The organism is Streptomyces sp. NPDC015032 (assembly GCF_043080425.1).
In the GTDB taxonomy this organism is placed as follows: Bacteria; Actinomycetota; Actinomycetes; order Streptomycetales; family Streptomycetaceae; genus Streptomyces.
In genome coordinates this window covers 579108-603513 of sequence record NZ_JBIBVN010000002.1, presented here as the reverse complement: position 1 = coordinate 603513, position 24406 = coordinate 579108, and the positions used below count along the sequence as shown (strand labels likewise).

The following is a 24406-nucleotide window of genomic DNA, read 5'->3' as shown; positions in this document are numbered from 1 at the left end:
GTTGTGATCGCTTGCGTGTATGTCACCAGGGCCTATCGCGCCACCGCAGCACGGCACGGTCGCCAACGGCGACCGTCGTACCCGGCTGCGTAGCCCAGGTCCAGGATCTTAGCCAGGCATCACGCGCCCCGTGAGAGGCGCCTGCCCCAGTGGAACCGGCTTGCACACCGGAAGAAGCGCAGCGGCAGCGGACGGTTGCATACCGTTTTCCCAGCCCCCTCCCGTGCCCGCTTCCGCCGTCGCTTCCGTGCCGTGCTCCCCGTCCACCGGTGCCGTCAGCCGTGCCACCCCGCACGCCACGCTCTCGTTGGCGTACGGAAGTCCGAGCACGCCGTCCCGGGTCCACACCCCGCGGCCGGCCTGCCACCCCTCGGGGGCGGGGAGTTGATGCAGCCGGCGCCCCGCCGGGCGCCACACCCCGAGCCGACTGCCGGCCGCGCCGTCGATCCGCAGGGCCACCGCACAGCTCTCCGGCATCAGCGTCTGCCCCGGCTGTACGGCGAACGGCGTCACCGCCACGTCCGCCGGGCGCAGGCACTCCGGGAAACGCACCGGCAGGCAGCTGCCCAGCACCCCCCACCCGAGCCGGTCGTGCCCCGGCGCGTCCGAGCGGATCAGCAGCAGACCGCTGTCCGCGTCGGCGAGCAGCAGCCGGTCGTCGCTCCCCGGCGCGATCTGCAGCAGCGGTGTCACCTCGCCGCACCGCGCCAGGTCCACGGCGACCGCCTTGACCGGGCCGCCGCCCGGCATCTCCCGGTCCAGGGCCAGCATCCGCCCCGCCCGGTCCAGCCAGACCCCGCCGGAACAGTGCCCCGGCACCTCGGCGACCAGCTCGGGTCCGAAGGCGCCGCCCGCCACCAGCCAGACGGCCGTGGAGTGCGTCCCGACCGACAGGGCGTACGCGCTCGCGCCGTCCGGTGACGGCGGCAGCAGGGTCAGGTCCTCGCATCCGACGGTGCCGAGCGGCAGTTCACCGGTACCCGGGCCGGTCGGATAGAGCAACGAGAACGCGTGCCGGTCCGCGACCCGGCGCCGGATCAGAACGCGTCCGTCGGTCAGCGGCAGCACGTCCGAGTCCGGCTCCTCTGGCTGGTCGAGGGGGAGCGGCACGGCGTACGGCTCGTGCCCGTCGAGCGTCCAGCGCTCCACGAACCATGCCTGTCCGGCCCCGTCCGAGGGCTCCGCCGCGACATCGCGGAGGGCGAGCCGGGCCGCGTAGGAACCGTCCGCCGCGATCGTGAGAGCAGGCGGGGCGAAGGCCGTGCGGTCCGGCGCGTCCGGCTCTCCCCGGGCAGCCGGCCCGTCGTCCCCCAAGGCTGTCTCTCCGGCGGTCCCGGCGCTCCCGGCGGCCGTATACCCGGCACCCCCGGCACCCCCGGCCGCCCCCACGGTCTCGTTCTCGATGGCACAGGCAGTCATGGACTGGTCACCTCCGGCAACCGAAGCTAGTTTTCGCACTTCCTGCCGAACAACACGAGACCGGTCGCTTCACACATAAGGGTGGTGATGCCGGGATTCGCCTGAGCACGAGGGGGTGCCTGTGCTCGGCAAGAAAGGTGATGAGTAAGGTTAGGCAGCCCTAAGCAGCATTTGCCTGATCTGACAACTGGAGCACGTGATGTCCCTTCGTCGCCGCGGTACCGCCGCAGCCGGCCTGGCGGTGGCCGCCGCCCTCACCCTCTCGTCCTGCGGGAGCGGCGACGCGGGTTCGGACGGCTCGGCCAAGGCCGAGGGCGGCGGTGACAAGAAGGCGGCCGTCGCGACGGGCGGCAAGGACTTCGCCGATGCCGCGAAGAAGACGGCGGCGTACGGGACGGACGCCGAGCCCGGCCAGTTCCCCCGCACCCTCACCCACGCCATGGGCAAGACGGAGATCAAGTCCGCCCCCAAGCGCGTTGTCGTGCTGGACGTCGGCGAGTTCGACAACGTCGTCTCGCTGGGTGTGAAGCCGGTCGGCTACGCCCCCTCCGAGGGCGACGCGGCCATCCCCTCGTACCTGAAGAAGGGCGCGGGCAACCCGAAGAATGTCGGCACGATCAACAACCTCAACCTCGAAGCCATCGCCGGTCTGAAGCCCGACCTGATCCTCGGCAGCCAGCTGCGCGCCGCCGACAAGTACGACGCCCTCTCCAAGATCGCGCCGACCGTGTTCTCCATCCGCCCGGGCTTCACCTGGAAGGAGAACTACCTCCTCAACGCGGCGGCACTGGACAAGACCGCCAAGGCGAAGAGCGAGCTCGACGCCTACGCGGCGAAGGCGAAGAAGCTCGGCGAGGACATCGGCCCGGACAAGCCGACCGTCTCCATGGTCCGCTACCTGCCGGACCGGATCCGCCTCTACGCCAAGGCGTCCTTCATCGGCACCATCCTGGAGGACGTCGGCCTGCCGCGGCCCGAGAACCAGCAGATCGACGACCTGGCCGCGGAGATCAGCCCGGAGAAGATCGATGAGGCCGACGCCGACTGGATCTTCACCGGCGTCTACGGCGACGTGAAGGCCACCAAGCGCGACACCGCCCAGTCCAACCCGCTGTGGAAGAACCTCAAGGCGGTCAAGGAGGGCCGGGCCAAGGACGTCTCCGACGAGACCTGGTATCTCGGCCTCGGTGTCACGGCCGCGGACCTGGTCCTCGACGACCTCCGCGCCGACCTTGTGAAGTAACGATTCATCGGCGTGCTGCGGCCAGTCCGCACGGGTCGCGGAAGCCATGGGCGACGGGGCACGGAGGGCAGGTAGCCTTTTCCTTGTGCCCCGTCTGTCTGAAGTCCTCGCCGAGCTCGACGCTCTCTGGCCGCCCGCGCGGGCCGAAGGCTGGGACGCGGTCGGCACCGTCTGCGGAGACCCCGCCTCGCACGTCGACCGGGTCCTCTTCGCCGTCGACCCCGTGCAGGAGATCGTCGACGAGGCGCTCGGGCTCGGCGTCCAGCTGGTCGTCACCCACCACCCGCTCTATCTGCGGGGTACGACGACGGTCGCGGCCGACACCTTCAAGGGCCGGGTCGTGCACACCCTCATCAAGCACGACATCGCGCTGCACGTCGCCCACACCAACGCCGACACCGCCGACCCGGGCGTCTCCGACGCCCTCGCCGGTGCGCTCGACCTGCGCGTCGAGGCCCCCCTCGTACCGGATCCCACCGACCCCAGGGGCCGTCGCGGCCTCGGCCGGATCTGTGTGCTCGACCACCCCGAGAGCCTGGCCGACTTCGCCGCCCGCGCCGCCGCCCGGCTGCCCGCCACCGCGCAGGGCATCCGGCTCGCGGGCGATCCGGCGGCGACGGTGCGGACCGTCGCGGTCAGCGGTGGCTCCGGCGACAGCCTCTTCGACGCGGTACGCGCCGCGGGCGTCGACGCCTTCCTCACCGCCGACCTGCGCCACCACCCGGCCTCCGAAGCCATCCAGCACTCCCCGCTCGGCCTGATCGACGCCGCGCACTGGGCCACCGAATGGCCCTGGTGCGAACAGGCGGCAGCACAGCTCGACGCGATTTCCGACCGCCACGGATGGGGCCTGCGGGTCCATGTCTCGAAGCAGGTCACCGACCCCTGGACCACCACCACCCACCACTCTTCTGGAGCCCCCAACTGAACGCCGCGCCCGCCGACCAGATCCGACTCCTCGACGTCCAGGCCCTCGACGTACGTCTGTCGCAGCTCGCGCACCGGCGCAAGTCGCTGCCCGAGCACGCCGAGATCGAGACGCTCACCAGCGACCTCGCGCAACTGCGCGACCTGCTGATCGCCTCGCAGACCGAGGAGAGCGACACCGCCCGCGAGCAGACCAAGGCGGAGCAGGACGTCGACCAGGTGCGCCAGCGCGCCGCCCGGGACCAGCAGCGCCTCGACTCGGGCGCGGTCACCTCGCCCAAGGACCTGGAGAGCCTCCAGCGCGAGATCGCCTCGCTGGCCAAGCGCCAGGGCGACCTGGAGGACGTCGTCCTCGAAGTGATGGAGCGCCGCGAGTCCGCCCAGGAGCGCGTCGCCGAGCTGTCCGACCGGGTCTCCGCCGTCCAGGCCAAGGTCGACGACGCGACCGCCCGCCGGGACGCCGCGACCAAGGAGCTCGACGAGGAGGCCGCGACCGTCACCAGGGAGCGCGAGCTCGTCGCCGGTTCCGTCCCCGCGGACCTGCTGAAGCTGTACGACAAGCTCCGCGACCAGCAGGGCGGGGTCGGTGCCGCCCGTCTCTACCAGCGCCGCTGCGAAGGCTGCCGCCTCGAACTGAACATCACCGAGGTCAACGATGTGAAGGCGGCGGCCCCGGACACCGTGCTGCGCTGCGAGAACTGCCGCCGCATCCTCGTCCGTACGGCGGAATCGGGCCTGTAATGACCCAGTCGCGCCAGCTCGTCGTCGAGGCCGACGGCGGTTCCCGGGGCAACCCCGGGCCCGCCGGTTACGGTGCGGTCGTCATCGACCCGGTGACGGGGGAGACCCTTGCCGAAACCGCCGAGTACATCGGTGTCGCGACGAACAACGTCGCCGAGTACAAGGGCCTCATCGCCGGCCTGAAGGCGGCGAAGGCGCTGCTGCCGGACGCCTCGGCGGACGGCACGCTCCAGGTGCGGGTCCGGATGGACTCCAAGCTGGTCGTGGAGCAGATGTCGGGCCGCTGGAAGATCAAGCACCCCGACATGAAGCCGCTCGCGGCGGAGGCCGCCAGAATCCTGCCGGCCGCCGCCGTCACGTACGAGTGGATCCCGCGCGAGAAGAACAAGCACGCGGACCGGCTCGCCAACGAGGCGATGGACGCGGGCCGGCACGGCAGGCAGTGGGAACCGTCGGCGTCGACGGCCGCCCTCGACACCCCGCGGCCCTCGACGACCGCCGTCCTGCCGCCGGTCTCCGGCCCGCCCGGTGACGCGGCGGCGGGCGCGGCCAGGGCACGGGCGGCCCTGTCCGCCCGCCCGGGGGCCGGAACGGCCACGGCCGCGGCAGCCACGGCCACCCCCCAGGTGGGCTGGGCGGCGGCGCCCGATCTCGGGGCGCCCGCCACCTTCGTGCTGCTCCGGCACGGCGAGACGGCCCTCACCCCCGAGAAACGTTTCTCGGGCAGTGGCGGAAGCGACCCCGAACTCTCGGCGGCCGGCCGCGACCAGGCCGAACGCATCGCCCGGTCGCTGTCCGAGCGCGGCACGATCCAGGAGATCGTCAGTTCCCCGCTGCGCCGCTGCCGCGAAACGGCGGCCGCGGTGGCGGCCCGCCTCGGTCTGGAGGTCCGGATCGAGGACGGCCTGCGCGAGACGGACTTCGGAGCCTGGGAGGGGCTGACGTTCGCCGAGGTGCGCGAGCGTTACGGCCCCGACCTGGACGCCTGGCTCGCCTCCGCGAAGGCGGCCCCCACCGGCGGCGGCGAGAGCTTCGCCGAGGTCACCCGCCGTGTCGCGGCCACCCGCGACCGCCTCACCGCCCGCTACGCGGGCCGTACGGTCCTCCTGGTCACCCATGTGACGCCGATCAAGACCCTGGTTCGGCTGGCGCTCGGTGCCCCGCCGGAAGCCATGTTCCGGATGGAACTCTCTGCGGCCTCGGTGTCCGCGGTCGCGTACTACTCGGACGGGAACGTGTCGCTCAGGCTGCTGAACGACACGTCGCATCTGAGGTAAATGACACGTCGCATCCGAGGTGGCGGGGTAAAAGCCCCGCGTGGACGCGAGGCACTCGGGGGCGACGGGGCGGGGGAGTCAGCCGCGCAGCGCCGCCGCCTCGCGCGCCAGCCGCTCCACCCGCGACCAGTCCTTCGCCGCCAGCGCGTCCGCCGGGATCATCCAGCTTCCGCCCACACAGCCGACGTTGGGCAGAGCCAGATAGGACGGTGCGGAGGCGAGGGAGATGCCGCCCGTCGGGCAGAACCGGGCCTGTGGCAGCGGCGCCGAGAGCGCCTTCAGATACGCCGTGCCGCCCGCCGCCTCGGCCGGGAAGAACTTCATCTCGGTGACCCCGCGCTCCAGCAGCGCCACCGCCTCGGACGTCGTCGAGACGCCCGGCAGGAACGGCAGCCCCGACGCCTTCATCGCGTCCAGCAGCGTCTCCGTCCAGCCGGGACTGACCAGGAACCGGGCGCCCGCCGCGACGGTGTCGGAGACGTTCCGTACGGAGATCACCGTGCCCGCGCCGACCACCGCGCCCGGCACCTCGGCCGCGATCGCCCTGATCGCGGCCAGTGCCGCGGCGGTGCGCAGCGTCACCTCGATGGCCGGGAGCCCGCCCGCCACCAGGGCCCGGGCGAGCGGCACCGCGTCGGTGGCCTCCTCCAGGACGACGACGGGCACGACGGGGGCGAGGTCCAGCACGGAGGAGGTCATGCGCACATCTTGCCGCGCACACAACACAGCACGCAACGACTGTTGCACATGCTGCAACGCGCGTGGTGTGCCACGACGTGCCGCGTCTCCTGGCTTGCTGTCTCCAGGCTCGGTGGATCCAGGCTCGGCGCCTCCCGGCTCAGCGGATCCCGGCTCAGTGTCTCCCGGTGGATCCCGGCTCAGTGGATCTCGGTCACCACGACGTCGAGCGACCACGCCCGCCCGGCCCGTGCCGGAGCCTCGGCCTCCACCACGTACCCGAGCTCCCGCAACGCCTCCACGAGTTCCGCGGGCCCCTCGGGCCGTGCGCCCGCCAGCAGCAGATCGCGGACCATCCGCCCCTTCGTCGCCTTGTTGAAGTGGCTGACCACGGACCGCTTCTCGACCCCGTCCACCAGCTGGGAATGCAGCACCCGCACACTCGCCGTACGCTCCGCCACCGCACCCTTCGGCTTCCAGGCCGCGGTGTACGCGGACGACCGCAGGTCCAGGACCAGCCCGTCCCCGGCCGCCTCCGGCAGGGCCTGCGCCATCGGAGCACGCCAGTACGCCCCGAGCGGGCCCAGCCCCGGCAGCTTCACCCCCATCGAGCAGCGGTACGAAGGAATCCGGTCGCCCACCCGCACGGCGCCCCACAGCCCGGAGAAGACCAGCAACGACTTTCCGGCCCGCCGCCTGGCCGCAGTGTCCAGGGAAGCCAGGTCCAGGGCGTCGTACAGCACCCCCGTGTAGATCTCCCCGGCCGGACGCGTCCCCGCCGTCCGCAACTCGACGTTCTTCGCGATCTCGCCGCGCAGCCCCTCGCTCAGCCCGAGCACCTCACGGGCCTTCTCCTCGTCCGCCGTACACAGCTCCACCAGCTCGTCGAGGACCGCGGCCCGCGCCGCGGCCAGCCCCGGAAGCGCCAGCGACTCCGGCTTCAGGGGTGCTCCGCGCCCCGACGCGGCCTTTCCTTCGGAGGGCGGCAACAGCACGAGCACGGCGGTTCTCCTTCGTACGAACGCACAGGCGGACGGGCCGAGAAGGCCCGCGCACCAGCGTACGGGGGCCACCGGCACCGCCCCGGGGCCCGTCCGCCGGATCCGGGCCGGACAGCGGTCCCGGAACCAGCCGGCCCCCGGGGGCCCGTCGCCGCCCGGGATGCCGCCGGACCCGCCCCGCCATACGCTCGGTCCATGCCCCGCCGCCATCTCCACATGACCGGGCCGGCCGACACCCCGCTGAGGGCGGCCCTGCGCAAGCTGCGCACCGCACTCGACGTGCCCGACGGCTTCCCGCCCGATGTCCTCGCCGAGGCGGTGGAGGCGGCGGGCGCCCCCGCGGTGTCGGCCCACCGGGACGCGACGGACCTGCCGTTCTTCACCATCGACCCGCCCGCATCGACCGACCTCGATCAGGCCATGCACCTCGAACGCCGCCGCCACGGCTTCCGCGTGCACTACGCCATCGCCGACGTCGCCGCCTTCGTGCGCCCCGGTGGCGCACTGGACACCGAGGCCCACCGCCGGGTGACGACCCTCTACTTCCCCGACGGCAGGGTGCCGCTCCACCCCACCTCGCTCTCGGAGGGTGCGGCCAGCCTCCTTCCCGGCCGGACCCGCCCCGCCGTGCTCTGGCAGATCGACCTCGACTCCGAGGGCGGCGCCGTCGCCACCTCGGTGCACCGGGCCCTCGTCCGCAGCCGCGCGAAACTCGACTACGCGGGCGTCCAGCGGCAGATCGGAGCAGGCACCGCCGAAGAGCCCCTGGCCCTGCTCCGGGACATCGGACGGCTCCGCGAGGAACAGGAGGTCGCCCGCGGCGGGATCTCCCTCAACGTGCCCGAGCAGGAGATCGTCGCGCGCGACGGCACCTACGGCCTGGAATACCGCGCCCCGCTGCCCGCCGACGGCTGGAACGCCCAGATCTCCCTGCTGACCGGTATGGCCGCCGCCCACCTCATGACGGAGACCGGCACCGGCATCCTGCGGACCCTCCCGGTCGCCCCGGACGGCGCCGTCGCCCGGCTCCGGCGCTCGGCCGAGGCGCTGCACATCGACTGGCCGCACCACGTCCCGTACGCCGAGGTCGTCCGCTCCCTCGACCCCGGGAAGTCCGACCACGCCGCGTTCCTCCAGGAGTGCACCACCCTCCTGCGCGGCGCCGGCTACACCGTCTTCGAGCACGGCGACATCCCCACCCCCGCCGTCCACGCCGCCGTCGCCGACCTCTACACGCACTGCACCGCGCCGCTGCGCCGGCTCGTCGACCGGTACGCGGCCGAGCTGTGCCTCGCCGCCGTCGCGGAACAGGACCCGCCCGAGTGGGTCCTCGCCGCGCTGCCCGGCCTGCCGAAGGAGATGGCGGACGGAACCAGGCGGGCCAACACGGTCGAGCGCGAGTGCGTCGACGTGGTCGAGGCCGCGCTGCTCAAGGACCGGATCGGTGAGGTCTTCGACGGGTACGTGATCGACGTGTCGGAGCGGGAGCCGACGACAGGCACCGTCCACATCGACGACCCGGCCGTCGTCGGGCGCGTCGAGGGCGGCACGGCGAGGCTCCCGCTGGGGGAGCGGCTGCCGGTCAGGCTCACCCGGGCGGATCCTGGCTCGGCGAAGGTCCTGTTCGCCCCCGCGTGAGCGCGGCCACGGTTCCACCCGGATCATCCACGTGGAACCGCACCGTCCGGGCCCACCCGCGCTTGCCGAGCGGCCGTACGAACGGCACCGGGGAGACCAGCTCCACGGTCACCGTCGTCTGCCCGCCCACGACGAGATCGAGCACCCCGTCCGCATCCACTCGCAGCCACCCCTCCGGATACCGCCGCTCGACCCGTGCTGCGGCGATCGCCCCGGCGGGAACCCGCAGGTCGAACAGGACGCCGTAGCGAATCCGCAACGCCCCGTCGGCACCCACCACATGCGGCCGGGTCACACACGCGGCATGGAGGGCGAGCGCCAGCACCACCCCGTACACATCGAGTACCAGCGAAACCGCGTGCACGACCGGCCATGGGATCAGCAGTGCCAGCATCACCGTCTCGACCACGGCGACGAAGACCAGGCCGTACATCGTCGCGGTCTGAGGTCCGGTGTACGGGAGAGCGAGGGCGCCCTCCGGCACGGCATGGCGCCGCCGCAGCACCCACAGCCCGAGACTGTGCAGACCACGCACCTCATGCGCGAGCAGGCGGCGTACCTGCTCGGGCACGACGGTACGGAGCGCCGCGCCCATCGCCTCCCGCCGCCCGGCACCCGCGCGCCGGTCCGCGAGCCAGAGCCGCCACAGGACCACTCCCTCGAACCCGGCCGCGCCGACCACCAGGGCCTCGGCAGCGAAGAGAACGGCGCCCGGTATCCGGACCTCCGCCATCAGGCAGCCCACCACACCCCACTCGACGATCAACGCCACCGGCAGCCCGTAGCGCGCGCCCCGCACACTCATCCCGCCCTCAGCTCCGCCGTGCGCGTCGTCAGGACCGCCATCACCCGGCGCACCACCTCGGCCTGCGCGGGCGCGTAGTCGGCGAGCAGGACCTCGGCGATTCCCGGCATGACCGGACCGTCGGAGGGGATCGCGGCCAGCACCTCGTCCGGCACCGCGGCTGCCAGATCGGCGGCGAGCAGGGCGATCCGAGGATCGTCCTCGGCCGCAGTGGCCAGCGCGTCCAGCCGCTCGTACAGTGCGGGCACTGCCGGGTCCTCGGCCAGCGGCCGCAACACGGCGTACACCTCGCCCCCACCGCCCGCCAGGTCCAGGAGCGCCAGATGCTCGCGATCCTTGGCGGCCGCGGGGGACCCGGTGGCCGGAACCGCGCCCAGCAGTTCGGCCAGCTCGGGCGACACGGGCCCCTCGGCGCTCACCGGCCCGTCCAGCAGCCGGGCCAGCCGACGCCGCCGCTCCCGGATCTCGTCCTCCTGCCGGGCCAGGTCGGCATCCAACTCGACGATCACCTCGATGAGTTCACGCCCGGCTTCGTCGGCGAGGACGTCCCGTACCTCGTCCAGCCCGAGCCCGAGCTCGGTGAGACGCCGGATCCGGGCCAGAACCACGGCCTCGCGCACGCTGTAGACGCGATAGCCGTTGGCCCGGCGGCCGGGCTCGGGAAGCAGTCCGATGTGGTGGTAATGCCGGATCGCCCGCGAGGTGACCCCGACGAGCGCGGCGATCTCTCCGATACGCATGCGGCCAGTAGAAACGTTCACGCTACGGCAAGGTCAAGCGCTCACCCCACTCGTCCGCATCCGACAACTGCGCTCCCTCCTGTGCCACGATCGAAGGAAGTACTCCCCTCTCGCGGACGGCGGATCCATCGATGTCCCAATCTGGCGAGCGACCGAGGGAGGGGCGTGACATGACTGCCATGCCGCACGAACCGCTCACGCAGGCGGATGTCCTGCTGGAAGGCTTCCTGGCGCTGGATACGCCGGAGGGCTTCCGGGCCGAGCTCATCGAGGGAGAGATTGTCGTGACGCCCCCGCCGGACGGGGATCACGAGGACTGCATCGGCCTGATCCTGAACCAAGTGATCGGACTCTCCGGGACCGACATGGATTTTTCCGGGAACAAGGGACTGAAACTGAAAAGCGGTGGACGCTGCCCCAGGAACCACGTCATCCCCGATGGCACCTTCGCCCCCACCGAGCTGCGGCTGTACCGGGGAGCGGACCCCTGGATGCCGTGCGAGGGGGTGGCTCTCGTCGTCGAGGTCACCTCGACGAGGCCCCGGGCCGACCGCACGGACAAGCGGCACTGCTACGCCCGCGGACCCGTCCCCCTGTACCTGCTGGTCGACCGCGAGGAGTCCTCGGTGACGCTGTTCAGCGAGCCGGAGGGGGACAACTACCGTCAGCTCTGCACGATTCCGTTCGGCAAGCCGCTCAGCCTTCCGGCGCCCTTCGCCTTCGATCTGGAGACCGAGGCGTTCATCTGAGCCGTCCTGTGCGGTGGCCCGGTCCGGTGGCCCCGTCCGGCGGTCCCCGCCAGACGGGTAGCATGGTCGGCACGGCAGACGAGCCGGGCGGACGGCCGCGTGGGGATCCCTGGATCTCCCCGAGGAACGTCCGGGCTCCACAGGGCAGGGTGATGGCTAACGGCCACCCGGGGTGACCCGCGGGACAGTGCCACAGAAAACAGACCGCCGGGGATTTCGGTTCCCGGTAAGGGTGAAACGGTGGTGTAAGAGACCACCAGCGCCTGAGGTGACTCAGGCGGCTAGGTAAACCCCACCCGGAGCAAGGTCAAGAGGGGCCGTCGCGAGACGGCCCTGCGCGAATGTCCGAGGGCGGCCCGCCCGAGTTCGCGGGTAGACCGCACGAGGCCGGCAGCAATGCCGGTCCTAGATGGATGGCCGTCTCCCCGGCCGCCGCGAGGCGACCGGGCGACAGAACCCGGCGTACAGCCCGACTCGTCTGCCGCTCTCTATTCGGGTCGAGGGCGAGCCCGGCGCGGAGACCCGTCCGGACCGCCTCGGCGTCGAGGTCGACTCCACCGACCAGGTCGACGCCGTCACCACCCGGCTCAAGGACGCAGGCCTCGCTGCCTTCGAGGAGAACGACCCCTCCTGCTGCTACGCCCGCCAGGACAAAGTGTGGATCCACGGGCCGGAGCCGGGAGCCCTGGGAGGTGTACGTGGTCAAGGCCGGCGCCGACACGCTCGGCAAGAGCACCCACCCCGACCCCGGCGGGGAGGGATGCCGCACCGGACTGGCCACCGCAGCGGCATGCGGCTGCGGCTGACCAACCGGCCCCGCTACGGCGTGAGCAGGCGGCGCAGCCGCGGAGTGCCGAGGGCGACCGCTGTGCCGACCGCCAGTACGAAGGAACCGAGCAGCAGGAAGTAGGCCGTCGGCGACAGTACGGCGGTCAGCCGGAACAGCTGGCCTCCCACCACTACACCCACGGCACCGAACATGCCGTTCACCGCGAGCAGACGGCTTGTGCTGCCGGGCGGTGCGACCGCGGCGGCCAGCGCCAGACCAGCCGGAGCGAGCGCGATCTCGCCGCAGGAGTAGAGCAGGTACACCAGCAGTAACCACTGCGGGCCGACCGGGCCGTGCTCGGCGAGCCGGGCCGCGACGGCCATCAGCAGAAAGCTGAGACCGGCTGCGATCAGTGCGCCCGCGAACTTGACGGGAACGTCGACGTGGGGCCCGGCACGCAGCCAGAGCCGAGCGAAGAGCGGGGCGACCAGCAGGACGAAGAGCGGGTGCACGGACTGGAACCAACTGGCGGGGACCTCGAAGCCGAGCAGGTCCCGGTCGGTGTGCCGCTCGGCGAAGAGGCTGAGCACCGAGCCGCTCTGCGCGAAGATCATCCAGAACGCGGCGGACGCGGCCATCAGCGCGGTGAATCCGGTGAGCCGACGCTGGTGGCCCGCTTCCCGTGTGTGGGCCCGGCGCAGTGAACGCAGGTACCAGAACGGGAGGGTGATCGTGGTCAGGCCAAGGACGGCGAGCACCGCGGGAAGAGGCAGCAGTCCGTACGCTGCCGGCACCACCAGGAGCGCTCCCACCGCCCCCGTGGCCCAGGCGGCGCGCCGGAGCATCGCGGCGGCCTCGGGGCCCGGCAGCGGGCGGGGCGGACGCGCGCCCACGTCGCCGTACCGGCGCAGGCCGAGGGCGAACTGGATCAGCCCCGCCGTCATGCCGAAGGCGGCCAACGCGAAGCCGAGGTGCCAGGCGACGCGCTCCGCCAGCAGCCCAGTGACGACCGGGGCGATGAGCGCACTGATCTGGATGCACATGTAGAAGAGCGAGAAGGCCGCCTCGCGGCGGCCCTCCCCGTCCCCGCTGACCCCCGCGACCATGGCCGCCATGGCCGGCTTGACCAGGCCGGTACCCGCGACGACCAGCAGCAGCCCGGCATAGAGCGTGCCCGTGACCGGAACCGCGAGCACCGCGTGGCCACAGGTGATGAGCACACCGCCGAGCAGCACGGCCCGGCGCGCGCCCAGCACCCGGTCGGCGAGCCAGCCGCCCGGCAGACCTGCCATGAAGGTGAGCGACATGTACGCCGCGAAGATCGCGGTGGCCGACTGCGGCGCCATGCCCATGCCGCCGCGAGCCTCAGCAGCGGTCAGGTAGAGGACCAGGATCGCCGCCATGCCGAAGAAGCTGAACCGCTCCCACAGGTCGACCGCGAGCAGGGTGCCGAAGCCGGGCCGGCGGCCGTTCCCCGCCCGTACCGCTGCGGCGGATGCGGTCGTCGGCGATGCGTCCGAGGGGGTGAGGGACGTGTCCACCGGAGGTCACCCGCCCGGTTTGAGCGCGACCCCGGCCAGCATCGCGAGCCCCGGGTCGGGAGTCTCGGCCGGTTCGGGACGCCACAGCGGGGCACGGACCACGCCGGGTTCCACCAGCTCCAAGTCCTCGAACAGCGCGGCGAGTTCCTGGGTGTCGCGCCAGATCACCTGGCTCACGGCACCCCGGTACTGCTCGGCCGCCTCCGGCGCCGCCCTCGGCACCTCCTCCGCGCCGGCGTGCGAGATCACCAGGGCACTGCCGGGTGCCAGCCGCTCGGTGTACCGGCGCACCAGGGCGAGCGGATCGTCGCTGTCCGGGACGAAGTGCAGCACGGCGGCGAGGATCAGCGCGACCGGCCGGTCGAAGTCGATCAGCCGGCGGGTGCCCCCCGCGTCCAGGATCTCCTGGGACTTGTACAGGTCGCCCTGGAAGACGGCCGCTCGGGGTTCGTCGGCGAGCAGCGCCCGACCGTGCGCGACGGCCACCGGGTCGATGTCGACGTAGACGATCTTGCTGTCCGGGTGGGCGGCGAGGGCCACGTCGTGCACGTTGCCCTCGGCCGGGATGCCGGAGCCGATGTCGAGGAACTGCCGTATGCCGAGCGCGGACAGCTCGCGTACCGCGCGGCGCAGGAAGGCTCGGTTGGCCTTGAGGGTGGCGGGGAGGTCGGGGTTGCCGGCCGCGACTTTGCGGGCGAGTTCCCGGTCCACCGGGAAGTTGTGGGTGCCGCCGATCCAGTGGTCGTAGACCCGGGCGATGCTCGGGGTGTTGATGTCGACCTCCGGCGGGGCCCAGGCGGGGCGTTCCGGTTCGGTGTCGTGACGTTCCACGAGTGTCTCCTCCAGTAGGGGCTGGGCGGGATCGGCGGTCACGCCGTGAACACCGGGAGCTCTTCGAGGCCGCGCATCATCAGGCTGCTGCGCCAGCGCAGTTGGTCCGCGTCCACGGCGAGCCGCAGCCCGGGAAAGCGCGCGAGGAGGCGGCTGAGGACGATCTGTCCCTCCAGCCGGGCGAGCGGGGCGCCCAGGCAGTGGTGGATGCCGTGGCCGAAGGCGACCGAGGCGGTGTGGGCGCGGGTGATGTCCAGGCGGTCCGGGTCGGGGTAGCGGGCCGGGTCCCGGCCGGCGGCGCCGAGCGAGATGGTCACGAACTCGCCTTCGGGGATGACCACGGAGCCGACCTCGACGGGCTCGGTGGTGAACCGCCAAGTGGCGTTGGTGACCGGACCGTCGTGGCGGAGGAACTCCTCGACGGCCGCGGGCCACAGCGACTCGTCCGCCGCGAGCTGCTGACCCACCCCGGGGTGGGTCAGCAGGGCCAGGGTGCCGTTGCCGATGAGGTTGACCGTGGTCTCGTGGCCGGCCACCAGCAGCAGGAACGCCATGGAGATCAGCTCGTCGGACGACAACTGGTCGCCGTCGTCCCGGGCGCGCACCAGGTCGGTGAGCATGTCGTCGGCCGGTTCGGCCCGCTTGGCCTCGATCAGCGCCTTCAGGTAAGCGATCATCGACGCGCCGGCCTCGCGCACCTCGTCGGTGCCCGCGCCGGAGACGAGCAGGTTGGACCAGCGGCGGAAGGCGGCCCGGTCGTCCGGGGGCACACCGAGCAGCCAGCAGATGACCGTGAACGGCACCGGGAAGGCCAGCGCCTCCATGAGGTCCAGCCGCTCGTGCCGGGCCACGGCGTCCAGCAGTTCGTCGGTGAGCTCGATGATGCGCGGCCGCAGGGACTCGATCCGGCGCGCGGTGAAGGCCCGGCCGACGAGCCGGCGCAGCCGGGTGTGGTCCGGCGGGTCGCTGTCCAGCATGTGCACGCTGAGGACGTGCGGGAACTGGCTGCGCTCGCCCGACTCCGCGAGGAACTCCCGCTGTTTGTCGGGATCGGCGAAGTTCCGTGGGATGAGGTCCCGGCCGACCCGCATGTCCTTGCTCAGCCGGGGGTCGGCGAGCAGCGCCCGGGCGTGCTCGTATCCGGTGACCAGCCAGGTGCGCAGGCCGTTCGGTGTCGTCACGGGCACGGCTGGCGCGGTGCGCCGCAGCTCGGCCAGCGCCTCGTGCGGGTTCTGGTGGAAGGCGGGGGTGAACAGGTCGATCGGCGGGGCGGTCTGCCGGGCGTTGGTGCGTGACATTCTCAGACTCCTTCCGTGACATCGGCGGTGGCCCGGTCCCCCGCGTAGCTGGCGAGCTCCCGGTAGATCTCGAAGGGCCGGTCCCGGCCGGTGTCGCGCAGCGGTCGCAGCGGGGCGGTCTGGTTCTTGTGGGCGGGGCCGCTCTCCCAGGCGGTGAACGCCTCCCAGTCCGACCAGCGGCTGACCACGACATAGGAGCGCGGATCACCGACGGCGTGCAGCAGCTTGTTGCCGAGCAGGCCGGCGGTACCCGTCATCCGGCGGCTGGCCTCGTGGTACGCGGGCAGCACCCGGTCCGGGTCGTCACTCAGGTGGTAGAGCACCACCTCGATGGCGCCACCGGTCACGATGCGGCGCCGGGCAGGGCGGCGACCACATGCATGGTCGTCATGGAGCCGCCGCTGCGGTACGGGTGCAGCTTCTGGCGGTGTTCCAGATGCCGGTCGCTGGTCTCGAACTCGCGGAACAGCGGCTCGTTCGTCCAGTCGCTGACGATGTAGTAGACGCCGTCCTCTTCGGTGCTGCGGGACAGCCACTGGCCGAGGTTGGCGGGGTGGGTGGTGACCGAGTCGCCGACCTCAAGCCACACCTTCTCGAAGTCGTTCTCCATGCCGGGCTTGATCTGCATCCGCAGCATGACCCGAAAGACCTTCTCGGCGGGCTCGGGCATGTCAGATCCCCCCGTCGACGTTGAGGGTCTCGCCGGTGATGTACGCGGCGGCGTCGGAGAGCAGGAACAGCACCGGGCCCGCGAGTTCCTCGACGGTGCCGAGGCGTGCGAGCGCGGTCTTGCGGGAGTACGTGGCCCGCAGTCCGTCGGCGCGGTCGGCGGGCATGGTGGCGAAGGCCTCGGTCTCGATGACGCCGGGGGCGACCACGTTGACCCGGATGCCCTGCGGGCCGAGTTCCTTGGCGAGGGAGCGGGTCAGCCCGATCATGGCGGCCTTGGCGGCGGTGTAGTGGGCGCGCAGCGGTATGCCCGCGGCGGCTCCGCGCGAGCCGATGTTGACCACCGAGGAGCCCGCGCCGAGCAGCGGCAGCGCCTGCTGGATGATCCGATAGGCGGCGGTGAGGTTGGTGTCGAGGATCCGTGCCCATTCGTCGGCGGGCAGGTCGGCGAACGGGATGTGGCTGATCACGCCCGCGTTGTTGACGACGCCGTCGAGCCGCCCGAAGCGGTCCTTGGCCTCGCCGACGAGGCGGTCGACCTCGGCGGTGTCGCCGACGTCCGAGCGGATCAGATGGTGGTCGCCGGCCGTCTCCTTCAGCGCGGCGGTCAGGCTGTCGACGGCCTCGCTCTCCTGCCGGTAGCAGGTGAGGACGTCGGCGCCGGCCCGGGCCGCGGCGAGGACGATGCCCCGGCCGATGCCGCGGGTGCCGCCGGTGACGAGCAGTTTCCTGCCGTGCAGTGCGAGTTCCACTGGGATTCCCTCCATGGTGGGGCCGCGGCTCAGACGCAGCCGTCGACGTGGATGTTCTGGCCGGTGACGTAGCCGGCGTGGTCGCTGACGAGGAACAGCACGGCCTGGGCGATGTCGTCAACGGTGCCGAGTCGGCCGAGCGCGGTGAAGGAGGCGAAGGTGGCGCGCTGCTGCTCGGCCTCCTCGGCGGGCAGTTCGTCGAGCGCCTCGGTGGCGATACGGCCGGGCGAGACCGTGTTGACGCGGATGCCGCGCGATCCGAGCTCGCGGGCCAGCGAACGGGTCATGCCGACCAGCGCGGACTTGACGGCGGTGTAGTGGACGCCGCCGACCATGCCGATGAAGGCGACCGTGGAGCCGATGTTGACCACCGAGGAGCCGGCGGAGAGCAGCGGCAGGGTGCGCTGAGTGACCAGGTGGGTGGCGGTGAGGCCGCCCTGGAGGGTGGCGGCCCACTCGGCGGGTCCGAGGTCGGCGTACGGCTGCGGACGGAAGGTGGCGGCGTTGTTGACGACGGCGTCCAGTCCGCCGAGGCTCGCCTCGCACGCGGCGGCCAGCCGGTCCACGTCCGTCTCGTCGGCGGCGTCGGCTCGCAGCACCTGGTGCTTGCCCGGGGCGCCGGCCAGCTCCTCCTCCAGGGTGGCGACGGCCGTGCCGGGGGTGCGATAGCAGGTTACGACGTCGGCGCCGGCCCGGGCCGCCGCGAGGACGATGCCCCGCCCGATACCGCGGCTGCCGCCGGTCACCAGGACGCGCTTGCCCTGGAGTTGCCGGCCGGCCCGGGCCGCGGTCTCCACCTTGGCCTTGATCAGCCGCATCTGGACGGCGGTGTTGCCGTTGAGCCGGGCGGTCATCCCGGCGTCGTCGATCGGGGCGTCGGGCTTCATCGCGAAGTCCTGGATCCAGCGCATCCGTACGCCGCCGGGCACCTCCTCGTACTCCCAGCGGATCTTCATGTACGCGAAGGGGCCGGTCTCGACTCGGCGGGCCACGACGGTGCGGGTGGCCGGGTCGGGGGTGCGCTCGGAGACCCAGCTCCAGACCGTGCCGTTCTCGTCCGGGTGCAGAGCGAGGCGGAAGGTGACGGTGTTGCCGTCCTGGCCGAGGATCTCGGCGGAGGCGTATTCGTTGAACAGCCGCGGCCAGGCGGCCACGTCGTTCGTCATCGTCCACACCAGGTCCATCGGTGCCTCGACGACGATCGCGTTGTCAGTGTGTCCTGCCATCAGGCGTGGGCCTCCGTGAGCCGGGTGTGGACATAGGAGAGGGCCTCGCGCGGGGTCTGGGTGTGCGCCAGGTCGCCGTCGGGGATCTGGATGCCGTACTCGCGCTCGATGCGGTTGACGAGTTCCAGCAGGGCCAGGGAGTCGTAGCCGAGGTCGACGAACGCGGTGTCGGCGAAGTGCTCGCCGTCCAGGTCGGTCTGCTCGTCGACGCCGGCGCTCGCGCGCAGGATCCGCCGGATGTCGTCGAGGGTGAACTCCGTCATGGGGAGCCGCCTTTCGTACGTGGTGAGTGGTGCGTCGGTCACTTCTTGAGGGCGTCGCGGTCGCTGGCGCCGACGAGCAGTGCGGAGGTGAAGCCGCCGTGGCCGCGGGCCAGGACCAGGGCGGTACGCGGGTCGGTATGGCGGGGGCGGTCGAGGACGAGGTCGATCTCGCAGCCGAGGGCCGTTCGGCCGAGACCCGCGGTGTGCGGGACGACACCGGCGCTCAGGGCGAGCAGCGCGGTCGCCACGTCCAGCGCGGCGCCGCCCGCGTACAGGCGTCCGGTGAGGGTCTTCGGCGCGGTCACCGGTACGCCGCCGGGGCCGAAGACCCCGGTGATGGCGCGGGCCTCGGCGAGGTCGTCCGCGGGCGTGCCGGAGGCGTCGGCGAAGACGACGTCGACGTCCGCGGGGGCGAGCCTGGCGTCGGCGAGGGCGCGGCGGATCACGGAGACGAGGACGGGGGGCCGGGTGGTGGTGCCGTCCGGCGCTGAGGAGCGGGTGGCGGCGGTCGGCGATGCGGGCCGCGTGGTGCCGTCCGCCGACGACGCGCTGTCCGCCGAGGGGTTCCGGGTGGTGCTGTCGGCCGTGGGGTCGAAGCCGGCCGCGTAGCCGAGGAGTTCGCCGTACGACGGGACTCCTCGGGAGCGGGCCGAGTCGGCGGTCTCGACGACGAGGATGGCGCCGCCCTCACCCGGGACGAAGCCGGAGGCGGCCGCGTCGAAGGGCAGGTAGGCGCGGGCGGGGTCGTCCTCGGTGGACAGCCGTCCGGTGGACATCTGCGCCACCAGGCCGTACGGGCACAGCGAGGCGTCGGTCCCGCCGCTGAGCACGAGCCGGGAGCCGGTGTCCAGCAGCCGCCGGGACTGGCCGAGGGCGTCGAGGCCGCCGGCCTGTTCGCCGCAGATGACCCCGCAGGGGCCGCGCATGCCGTGCCGGATGGAGACCTGGCCGGTGGTGGCGGCGTAGAACCAGGCGATGGACTGGTAGGCGCCGACCCAGGAGGAGCCCTTCTGGTAGAGGTTCTCCATCTCGTGCTGGCCGAACTCGGTGCCGCCCGAGGAACTGGCGGTCACCACCGCCATCTCGTACTCCGGCAGGGTCGCCGGGTCGGCGGCGGCGTCCGCGAGGGCGTCCTCGGCGGCGGCCAGCGCGATGTGGGTGAAGCGGTCGGTCTGCGGGACGAGCCGCCCGGGTACTTGCTCACCGGCCCGGAATCCCGGCACCTCACCGGCGACCCGGACGGGGTAGCCGGTCGGGTCGAAGCGGGTGATCCGGCTGAGGCCGCTCTTGCCCGCGAGCACCGACTCCCAGTGCCGGGCGGCGCCGATCCCGGTGGGCGCGACCACGCCGAGCCCGGTGACCACGGACCGGCCGCGGTGGCCGGGACGTATGCCGGAGGCGCTCATGCCGCCTCCCCGAGGGTGGGCCGGCCCAGGACCATCGCCGTCTGGAAGCCGCCGAAGCCGCTGCCCACACTGAGCACCCGGTCCATGCGGTGCTCGCGGGCCGTCACCGGCACATAGTCGAGGTCGCATTCGGGGTCGGGCGTGGACAGGTTGGCCGTCGGTGGTACGACCTGGTGGCGCAGGGCCAGAGCGCAGGCGGCGATCTCCAGGGAGCCGATGGCGCCGAGCGAGTGCCCGATCATTGACTTGATGGAGCTGACGGGCACCTCGTGGGCCCGCTGTCCGAGACTGTGCTTGAACGCGGCGGTCTCGTGCCGGTCGTTCTGCTTGGTGCCCGAGCCGTGCGCGTTGATGTAGTCGATGTCGCCGGCGTCGAGCCGCGCCCGGCCCAGGGCGACCCGGACGGCCTCAGCCATCTCCCGGCCGTCGGGCTTGAGGCCGGTCATGTGGAAGGCGTTGCTGCGGCCGGCGAAGCCGAGGATCTCGGCGTAGACGGTGGCGCCGCGGCGCCTGGCCGACTCCAGCTCCTCGATCACCATGACGGCGGAGCCCTCGCCCAGGACGAATCCGTCGCGCCGTCCGTCGAAGGGCCGGGAGGCGTGTTCGGGGTCGTCGTTGTTGGCGGTGGTGGCCTTGATGGCGTCGAAGCAGGCAGAGGTGATCGGCGACAGCGGGGCGTCGGTGGCGCCGGCGAGCACGATATCGGCCGTGCCCTCCTCGATCAGCTGGACACCGTGTCCGATGGCGTCCAGGCCCGAGGTGCAGCCGGTGGATATCAGCGCGACCGGCCCCTCGGCGCCGGCCTGCCGGGCCACCTCGACGGCGAGGGTGCTGGGCACCATGTAGCCGTACAGGTGGGGAACGCCGTAGCTGTGGTCGACCAGCCAGTCGCGGCCGCCGTCGGAGAGGACCGCGTACTCCTCCTCCAGGGCCATGGTGCAGCCGACGGCGCTGCCGATGCTCACGGCGACCCGTTCCGGGTCGGCGCCGGGCAGTTCGACGCCGCTGTCCGCGACAGCCTCGCGGGCGGCGACGACCGCGAACTGGCCGGCCCGGTCCATCCGGCGGGTCTCCTGGGGGGTGAGTCCGGCGGCGAGCGGGTCGAAGTCGCACTCGGCGGCGACCTGGGAGCGGAACCCGGCCGGGTCGAACAGGCTGATGCGGCGGGTGGCGGTGCGGCCGGCGGTGAGCAGGTCCCAGTAGGCGTCCCGCCCGATCCCGCCGGGCGCGACGGCGCCCACCCCGGTGATCACCGCGCGGCGGTGCGACGCTGTCATCGGGCCGCTCCCACATCGGGGTTGCCCGCGGACGCGTTGAGCGGCTGCTCTGTGTCGACGTGGCCCAGTTCGGGGCGCGGTGCGAGCGGGGAGAGGTGGAAGACCGCCTCGGCCGGTACGGAACCGGTGTTGACCAGGCGGTGGCTCACCCCAATGGGCACCAGCAACGAGTCGCCGGGGCCGAGTTCGACCGGGGCGCCGCCGTCCAGCGTCATCTCCAGGCGACCCTGGATCACATGCAGGAACTCCTCCGAGTACGGGTGGTAGTGCTCGGTGACGTGGTGGCCGGGGGCCAGTCGCAGCACTCCGCCGAAGCCGGAGGTGCAGCCCACGGTTTTGGGGCTGAGAGTGACGCGGATGTCGCCGCCGCGCTTGGTGTTGGCGGCGACCTCGTTCGCGGAGACCCTGGTGGTGGCTGGGGCGCTCATCGGGCACCGCCCAGGTTCGCCGAGCGCGGGGCGCTGGTCCGCGGGCCCTGCTGAGGCGTCCAGGAGTAGAAGGGGACGGCCATGGCGTCCTTGGGCTCGCGCCAGTCGGGGTCGTAGGGCGAGATGAACTGGCCGAGCCGGGTGTTGATCTCCTCGTAGAGCGGGTGGCTGCGCGCCTTGTACAGGTTCGGCGCGATGTCCTGGTCGGCCTCCACCAGATGGAAGTACAGGTTGTGGAACGCGAACAGCGTCCGCCTCGACACCCCCACCAGATGCGGCAGTTCGGTACTGTCCGAATCGGCGAAGACCTGCGCGACGCCCTCGGCGTCGGCGAGGTCCATCCTCGCCACGATCAGCGTTCGGTGCACGATGTCCTCCTGGCTTGTCGGTCTGTGTTCACCCTGGTCGGCGGGGGTCGAGACGCCCTCGAGGGCGCCTGGAGAACCACTGACGGCCCCGGTGCGGGGGCCCAGCCAGGCCGGGCGGGGGCGGTACGACGGCTCGGTGGGGGAGGGGCGGGCAGAGTGCAGCGACTCGGGGCGGAGGCGGCCGGGCACAGCGCGACACGGGCCGGCGCGAGGAACGACGGACGCAGCGCGACGGGCCGACGCGAAGAGCAGCCGGCACAACACGACGGCCCGCCGCACCTGGGGTGCGGCGGGCCGTCGGGGAGGTCGTCCCACCCGGCGTTGCCGGTTCTACCGGCATGTTTGGCTCTATCGGCGGACGCCCGCCGTCTTCATCAGCGTCACGCGGGCGCCGGTGCGGCCGCCGACGCCCGCGGTGCCCGTCCGGCCGTTCGGTACGTCACTCGCAGGCGCGCCCCGCAGGAGCAGGATCAGGGCCTGCCGGGTGAGCCAGGGCACGGAGTACAGGAGCTCGGCGTCCGCGGTCAGGTGTTCCTGGACGAGATGGACGTCGACGAGGTACTCGAGGAGCGTCTCGGCGTCACCGATGCCGGGGCGCAGCCGTGCCACCACCTCGTCAAGGCTCCATCGGGGCCGCTCACGCTGGAGCAGCAGGCGCAGCAGCTCCTGGGAGGGGGCGGGCAGATGCCGATGGCTGGCGGCCACCGTAGTCATCAACGACTGGGTCCCGGCGGGCAGTTCGAGCAGCATCCGGTGGTTGCCGCGCAGCCGCAGCGCCAGCCGGGCCGCCGACCAGCCGGGCCGCGCGGTGAGCCGGCCCGCTACCGCTCTGATCGCCAGGGGCAGTCCCTCGCACTGCTCCATGAGCTCCTGCACGGCGGCGGGGTCCTCCTGCCGGGAGCGTTCCCCGGCGACCCGGTCGTAGAGCTGGAGGGACAGCTCGGGGGACAGGGCGGGAAGCACGATCTTGCGGCTGGTGGAGAGGCTGTGCGCCCGGTAGCGGTTGGTGGCGATCACCGCGCAGCCGGAGCCGCCCGGCAGGACGGCACGGACCTGGGAGGCGGTGAGCACGTCGTCGACCACGACCAGCACCCGGCGGTCCGCGGTCCAGGTGCGGAAGAGCCGGCTCAGTTCGTCGAGCCCGCCGGGCTGCTTCTCGCGCTGGATGCCACAGGCGGTGAGACAGGCCGACAATACGTCGGTGAGCTGCTGGGAGCCCTCGCCGACGGCGGACAGGTCGATGAAGAGCTGTCCGCCGGGGAAGCGCGGGCGCAGCCGGTGCGCGGCGCGTACGGCGAAGGCACTCTTGCCGACGCCGGGCGGGCCGTGGACCTCCACGACCCGCATGCCGGTGCTGGCCCGGTCCGCGCCGAAGAAGGTCTCCAGCTGGTCGAGTTCGCGTTCCCGTCCGACTAAGTCACCGACGTCGGCGGGGAGCTGGGCCGGTCCGGGCGCGAGCCAGCGCCCGCCGGGGGCGGTGTCCGCTTTGGCCGTGGCGGCCGGTCCCCTGAGGTGGCCGCGGTCGGCGAGCACCTCCTGGTGGAGCCGCTGGAGCTGCGCGGAGGGTTCCAGGCCGAGTTCCTCGACGAGATGGCTGCGCAGGGTGCGGAAGGCGTTGAGGGCGTCGGGCCGGCGTCCGCAGCGGTGCAGGGCCCGCATCAGCTGTCCGGCGAACGCCTCGTGTGTGGGGTGGGCGCGGAAGGCCTCGGACAGCTCGTCCAGCACGGCGTGGTGGCGGCCGAGTTCGAGCTCCAAGGAGAAACGTTGCTCTTGGACGCTCTTACGGCGTTCCTCCAACTGGGTCGACCAGGCCGACAGCCGGCGTCCGGCGCTGATATCGACGAGGGCTCCGCCCTGCCACAGGGAAAGGGCGTTCTTCAGGGTGCGGGCGGCCTCGTCCCAGTCGCCGCCGCGGAGTTGTGCCATGCCCTGTTCGGTGAGCTGGTCGAACCGGTAGGCGTCCACTGACTGCTTGTTGTCCAGGCGCAGTTCGTAACCGCCCACCCTGGTCAGGAGTGCGGGGCAGCCGTGCGGTGGACGGGTTCCGAAAGGCGCGCCGTGCTGTCCGGTGGCCAGCAGCAGTCTGCGGCGCAGTTGATAAATGTAGGTTTGCAACGTGGTCAGCGCGCTGAGCGGCGGACGGTCCTCCCACAGCTCCTCGCACAGCTGGTCCACGCTGACCAGTGAGTTGGCATTGAGCACCAGCAGGGCAAGCACCTGACGCAGTTTGGGAGCCGACGGTGTGACGTCCTCTCCGTTCCTACGTACTTGCATGGAGCCCAGCAGGCCGATCTCTATCACTGCATTCCCCCTGAGTGCGCCGCCTGTGTCAAGTGGCGGCCATCGGTTGTTCACCTTCC

23 protein-coding genes, 1 other RNA gene and 2 pseudogenes are annotated in these 24406 nt (G+C 72.2%); 7 read left to right on the top strand and 19 right to left on the bottom strand.

All coding sequences use genetic code 11. The features are described 5' to 3' along the window. Positions 1-108: 108 nt before the first annotated feature. Complete coding sequence (locus ACF08M_RS05615; RefSeq protein ID WP_392183926.1) at positions 109-1419, bottom strand: hypothetical protein; 1311 nt, start codon at positions 1417-1419, stop codon at positions 109-111. Positions 1420-1618: 199 nt separating this feature from the next. On the opposite strand from ACF08M_RS05615, the gene ACF08M_RS05610 reads away from it, so the two are divergent. The 4 genes from ACF08M_RS05610 to ACF08M_RS05595 all read left to right on the top strand — a co-directional run bounded on the left by ACF08M_RS05610 (position 1619) and on the right by ACF08M_RS05595 (position 5607). Beyond that, complete coding sequence (locus ACF08M_RS05610) at positions 1619-2662, top strand: ABC transporter substrate-binding protein (RefSeq protein WP_392183925.1); 1044 nt, start codon at positions 1619-1621, stop codon at positions 2660-2662. Positions 2663-2747: 85 nt separating this feature from the next. Continuing rightward, positions 2748-3590, top strand: a complete 843-nt coding sequence (locus ACF08M_RS05605) for a Nif3-like dinuclear metal center hexameric protein (protein ID WP_392183924.1) — start codon at positions 2748-2750, stop codon at positions 3588-3590. Beyond that, positions 3587-4330, top strand: coding sequence for a zinc ribbon domain-containing protein (locus ACF08M_RS05600; protein WP_392183989.1), 744 nt, complete (start codon positions 3587-3589; stop codon positions 4328-4330). The genes ACF08M_RS05605 and ACF08M_RS05600 overlap by 4 nt, the downstream gene beginning before the upstream one ends. Beyond that, entirely contained in the window at positions 4330-5607 is a 1278-nt protein-coding gene (locus ACF08M_RS05595; RefSeq protein ID WP_392183923.1) for a bifunctional RNase H/acid phosphatase, read from the top strand. The genes ACF08M_RS05600 and ACF08M_RS05595 overlap by 1 nt, the downstream gene beginning before the upstream one ends. A gap of 78 nt (positions 5608-5685) precedes the next feature. Here the strand turns inward: ACF08M_RS05595 and eda are convergent, their stop codons facing one another. Both eda and yaaA read right to left on the bottom strand, forming a co-directional pair. Beyond that, complete coding sequence (gene eda / locus ACF08M_RS05590; RefSeq protein ID WP_392183922.1) at positions 5686-6306, bottom strand: bifunctional 4-hydroxy-2-oxoglutarate aldolase/2-dehydro-3-deoxy-phosphogluconate aldolase; 621 nt, start codon at positions 6304-6306, stop codon at positions 5686-5688. A gap of 179 nt (positions 6307-6485) precedes the next feature. Then, on the bottom strand, positions 6486-7286 hold the full coding sequence (gene yaaA / locus ACF08M_RS05585) for a peroxide stress protein YaaA (RefSeq protein WP_392183921.1): 801 nt from the start codon (positions 7284-7286) through the stop codon (positions 6486-6488). A 195-nt stretch (positions 7287-7481) separates the two neighbouring features. On the opposite strand from yaaA, the gene ACF08M_RS05580 reads away from it, so the two are divergent. After that, the gene (locus ACF08M_RS05580; protein ID WP_392183920.1) at positions 7482-8924 is read left to right on the top strand and encodes an RNB domain-containing ribonuclease; all 1443 of its coding nucleotides are present in this window, start codon (positions 7482-7484) and stop codon (positions 8922-8924) included. Here ACF08M_RS05580 and ACF08M_RS05575 read toward each other — a convergent pair. Both ACF08M_RS05575 and ACF08M_RS05570 read right to left on the bottom strand, forming a co-directional pair. Then, positions 8875-9729: a hypothetical protein gene (locus ACF08M_RS05575; RefSeq protein WP_392183919.1), complete on the bottom strand. Its 855-nt coding sequence runs from the start codon at positions 9727-9729 to the stop codon at positions 8875-8877. The genes ACF08M_RS05580 and ACF08M_RS05575 overlap by 50 nt on opposite strands. Then, positions 9726-10469, bottom strand: coding sequence for a MerR family transcriptional regulator (locus ACF08M_RS05570; protein WP_392183918.1), 744 nt, complete (start codon positions 10467-10469; stop codon positions 9726-9728). Before ACF08M_RS05570 ends, ACF08M_RS05575 begins: the two co-directional genes overlap by 4 nt. Positions 10470-10648: 179 nt before the next feature. Between ACF08M_RS05570 and ACF08M_RS05565 the strand changes: the two genes are divergently transcribed. Together ACF08M_RS05565 and rnpB are read left to right on the top strand one after the other, a co-directional pair. After that, positions 10649-11218 (top strand): Uma2 family endonuclease, encoded by a 570-nt coding sequence (locus ACF08M_RS05565; protein ID WP_392183988.1) that lies wholly within the window; start codon positions 10649-10651, stop codon positions 11216-11218. A gap of 79 nt (positions 11219-11297) precedes the next feature. Further along, positions 11298-11699: RNase P RNA component class A (rnpB, locus tag ACF08M_RS05560), an RNA gene on the top strand. Positions 11700-12037: 338 nt separating this feature from the next. Here the strand turns inward: rnpB and ACF08M_RS05555 are convergent. From ACF08M_RS05555 to ACF08M_RS05490, 14 genes and pseudogenes are all read right to left on the bottom strand, one after another. Next, a complete protein-coding gene (locus ACF08M_RS05555; RefSeq protein ID WP_392183917.1) occupies positions 12038-13528 on the bottom strand; it encodes a peptide MFS transporter in 1491 nt (496 codons plus the stop codon). 6 nt (positions 13529-13534) lie between these two features. After that, positions 13535-14359, bottom strand: a complete 825-nt coding sequence (locus ACF08M_RS05550) for an SAM-dependent methyltransferase (RefSeq protein WP_392183916.1) — start codon at positions 14357-14359, stop codon at positions 13535-13537. A 38-nt stretch (positions 14360-14397) separates the two neighbouring features. Continuing rightward, positions 14398-15657, bottom strand: a complete 1260-nt coding sequence (locus ACF08M_RS05545) for a cytochrome P450 (protein ID WP_392183915.1) — start codon at positions 15655-15657, stop codon at positions 14398-14400. Positions 15658-15659: 2 nt separating this feature from the next. Further along, positions 15660-16004 carry an antibiotic biosynthesis monooxygenase family protein gene (locus ACF08M_RS05540; RefSeq protein ID WP_392183914.1) on the bottom strand — a complete coding sequence of 115 codons (345 nt, stop codon included), beginning with the start codon at positions 16002-16004 and terminating at the stop codon, positions 15660-15662. After that, positions 16001-16327: an antibiotic biosynthesis monooxygenase family protein gene (locus ACF08M_RS05535; RefSeq protein WP_392183913.1), complete on the bottom strand. Its 327-nt coding sequence runs from the start codon at positions 16325-16327 to the stop codon at positions 16001-16003. The genes ACF08M_RS05540 and ACF08M_RS05535 overlap by 4 nt, the downstream gene beginning before the upstream one ends. Position 16328: 1 nt before the next feature. Then, entirely contained in the window at positions 16329-17078 is a 750-nt protein-coding gene (locus ACF08M_RS05530; protein WP_392183912.1) for an SDR family NAD(P)-dependent oxidoreductase, read from the bottom strand. Positions 17079-17107: 29 nt separating this feature from the next. Next, positions 17108-17824: pseudogene (locus ACF08M_RS05525) on the bottom strand (SDR family NAD(P)-dependent oxidoreductase); the annotation flags it as partial. 24 nt (positions 17825-17848) lie between these two features. Further along, positions 17849-18304: pseudogene (locus ACF08M_RS05520) on the bottom strand (SRPBCC family protein); the annotation flags it as partial. Then, complete coding sequence (locus tag ACF08M_RS05515) at positions 18304-18567, bottom strand: acyl carrier protein (RefSeq protein ID WP_392183911.1); 264 nt, start codon at positions 18565-18567, stop codon at positions 18304-18306. The gene ACF08M_RS05515 and the pseudogene ACF08M_RS05520, both read right to left, overlap by 1 nt. 38 nt (positions 18568-18605) lie before the next feature. Continuing rightward, on the bottom strand, positions 18606-19973 hold the full coding sequence (locus ACF08M_RS05510; protein ID WP_392183910.1) for a ketosynthase chain-length factor: 1368 nt from the start codon (positions 19971-19973) through the stop codon (positions 18606-18608). Then, complete coding sequence (locus tag ACF08M_RS05505; RefSeq protein ID WP_392183909.1) at positions 19970-21250, bottom strand: beta-ketoacyl-[acyl-carrier-protein] synthase family protein; 1281 nt, start codon at positions 21248-21250, stop codon at positions 19970-19972. The genes ACF08M_RS05510 and ACF08M_RS05505 overlap by 4 nt, the downstream gene beginning before the upstream one ends. Further along, a complete protein-coding gene (locus ACF08M_RS05500) occupies positions 21247-21678 on the bottom strand; it encodes a cupin domain-containing protein (RefSeq protein WP_392183908.1) in 432 nt (143 codons plus the stop codon). Before ACF08M_RS05500 ends, ACF08M_RS05505 begins: the two co-directional genes overlap by 4 nt. Next, positions 21675-22046, bottom strand: a complete 372-nt coding sequence (locus ACF08M_RS05495; RefSeq protein WP_392183907.1) for a TcmI family type II polyketide cyclase — start codon at positions 22044-22046, stop codon at positions 21675-21677. Before ACF08M_RS05495 ends, ACF08M_RS05500 begins: the two co-directional genes overlap by 4 nt. A 348-nt stretch (positions 22047-22394) precedes the next feature. Next, positions 22395-24347: a BTAD domain-containing putative transcriptional regulator gene (locus ACF08M_RS05490; protein WP_392183906.1), complete on the bottom strand. Its 1953-nt coding sequence runs from the start codon at positions 24345-24347 to the stop codon at positions 22395-22397. Between the last annotated feature and the right edge of the window lie 59 nt (positions 24348-24406).

Excerpts from the sequence above, each read along its gene's own strand:
- ACF08M_RS05615 (WP_392183926.1), bottom strand. The coding sequence starts at position 1,419 with ATGACTGCCTGTGCCATCGAGAACGAGACCGTGGGGGCGGCCGGGGGT.
- ACF08M_RS05610 (WP_392183925.1), top strand. The coding sequence starts at position 1,619 with ATGTCCCTTCGTCGCCGCGGTACCGCCGCAGCCGGCCTGGCGGTGGCC.
- ACF08M_RS05595 (WP_392183923.1), top strand. The coding sequence starts at position 4,330 with ATGACCCAGTCGCGCCAGCTCGTCGTCGAGGCCGACGGCGGTTCCCGG.
- eda (WP_392183922.1), bottom strand. The coding sequence starts at position 6,306 with ATGACCTCCTCCGTGCTGGACCTCGCCCCCGTCGTGCCCGTCGTCGTC.
- ACF08M_RS05580 (WP_392183920.1), top strand. The coding sequence starts at position 7,482 with ATGCCCCGCCGCCATCTCCACATGACCGGGCCGGCCGACACCCCGCTG.
- ACF08M_RS05575 (WP_392183919.1), bottom strand. The coding sequence starts at position 9,729 with ATGAGTGTGCGGGGCGCGCGCTACGGGCTGCCGGTGGCGTTGATCGTC.
- ACF08M_RS05570 (WP_392183918.1), bottom strand. The coding sequence starts at position 10,469 with ATGCGTATCGGAGAGATCGCCGCGCTCGTCGGGGTCACCTCGCGGGCG.
- ACF08M_RS05565 (WP_392183988.1), top strand. The coding sequence starts at position 10,649 with ATGCCGCACGAACCGCTCACGCAGGCGGATGTCCTGCTGGAAGGCTTC.
- ACF08M_RS05545 (WP_392183915.1), bottom strand. The coding sequence starts at position 15,657 with ATGTCACGCACCAACGCCCGGCAGACCGCCCCGCCGATCGACCTGTTC.
- ACF08M_RS05535 (WP_392183913.1), bottom strand. The coding sequence starts at position 16,327 with ATGCCCGAGCCCGCCGAGAAGGTCTTTCGGGTCATGCTGCGGATGCAG.
- ACF08M_RS05515 (WP_392183911.1), bottom strand. The coding sequence starts at position 18,567 with ATGACGGAGTTCACCCTCGACGACATCCGGCGGATCCTGCGCGCGAGC.
- ACF08M_RS05510 (WP_392183910.1), bottom strand. The coding sequence starts at position 19,973 with ATGAGCGCCTCCGGCATACGTCCCGGCCACCGCGGCCGGTCCGTGGTC.
- ACF08M_RS05505 (WP_392183909.1), bottom strand. The coding sequence starts at position 21,250 with ATGACAGCGTCGCACCGCCGCGCGGTGATCACCGGGGTGGGCGCCGTC.
- ACF08M_RS05500 (WP_392183908.1), bottom strand. The coding sequence starts at position 21,678 with ATGAGCGCCCCAGCCACCACCAGGGTCTCCGCGAACGAGGTCGCCGCC.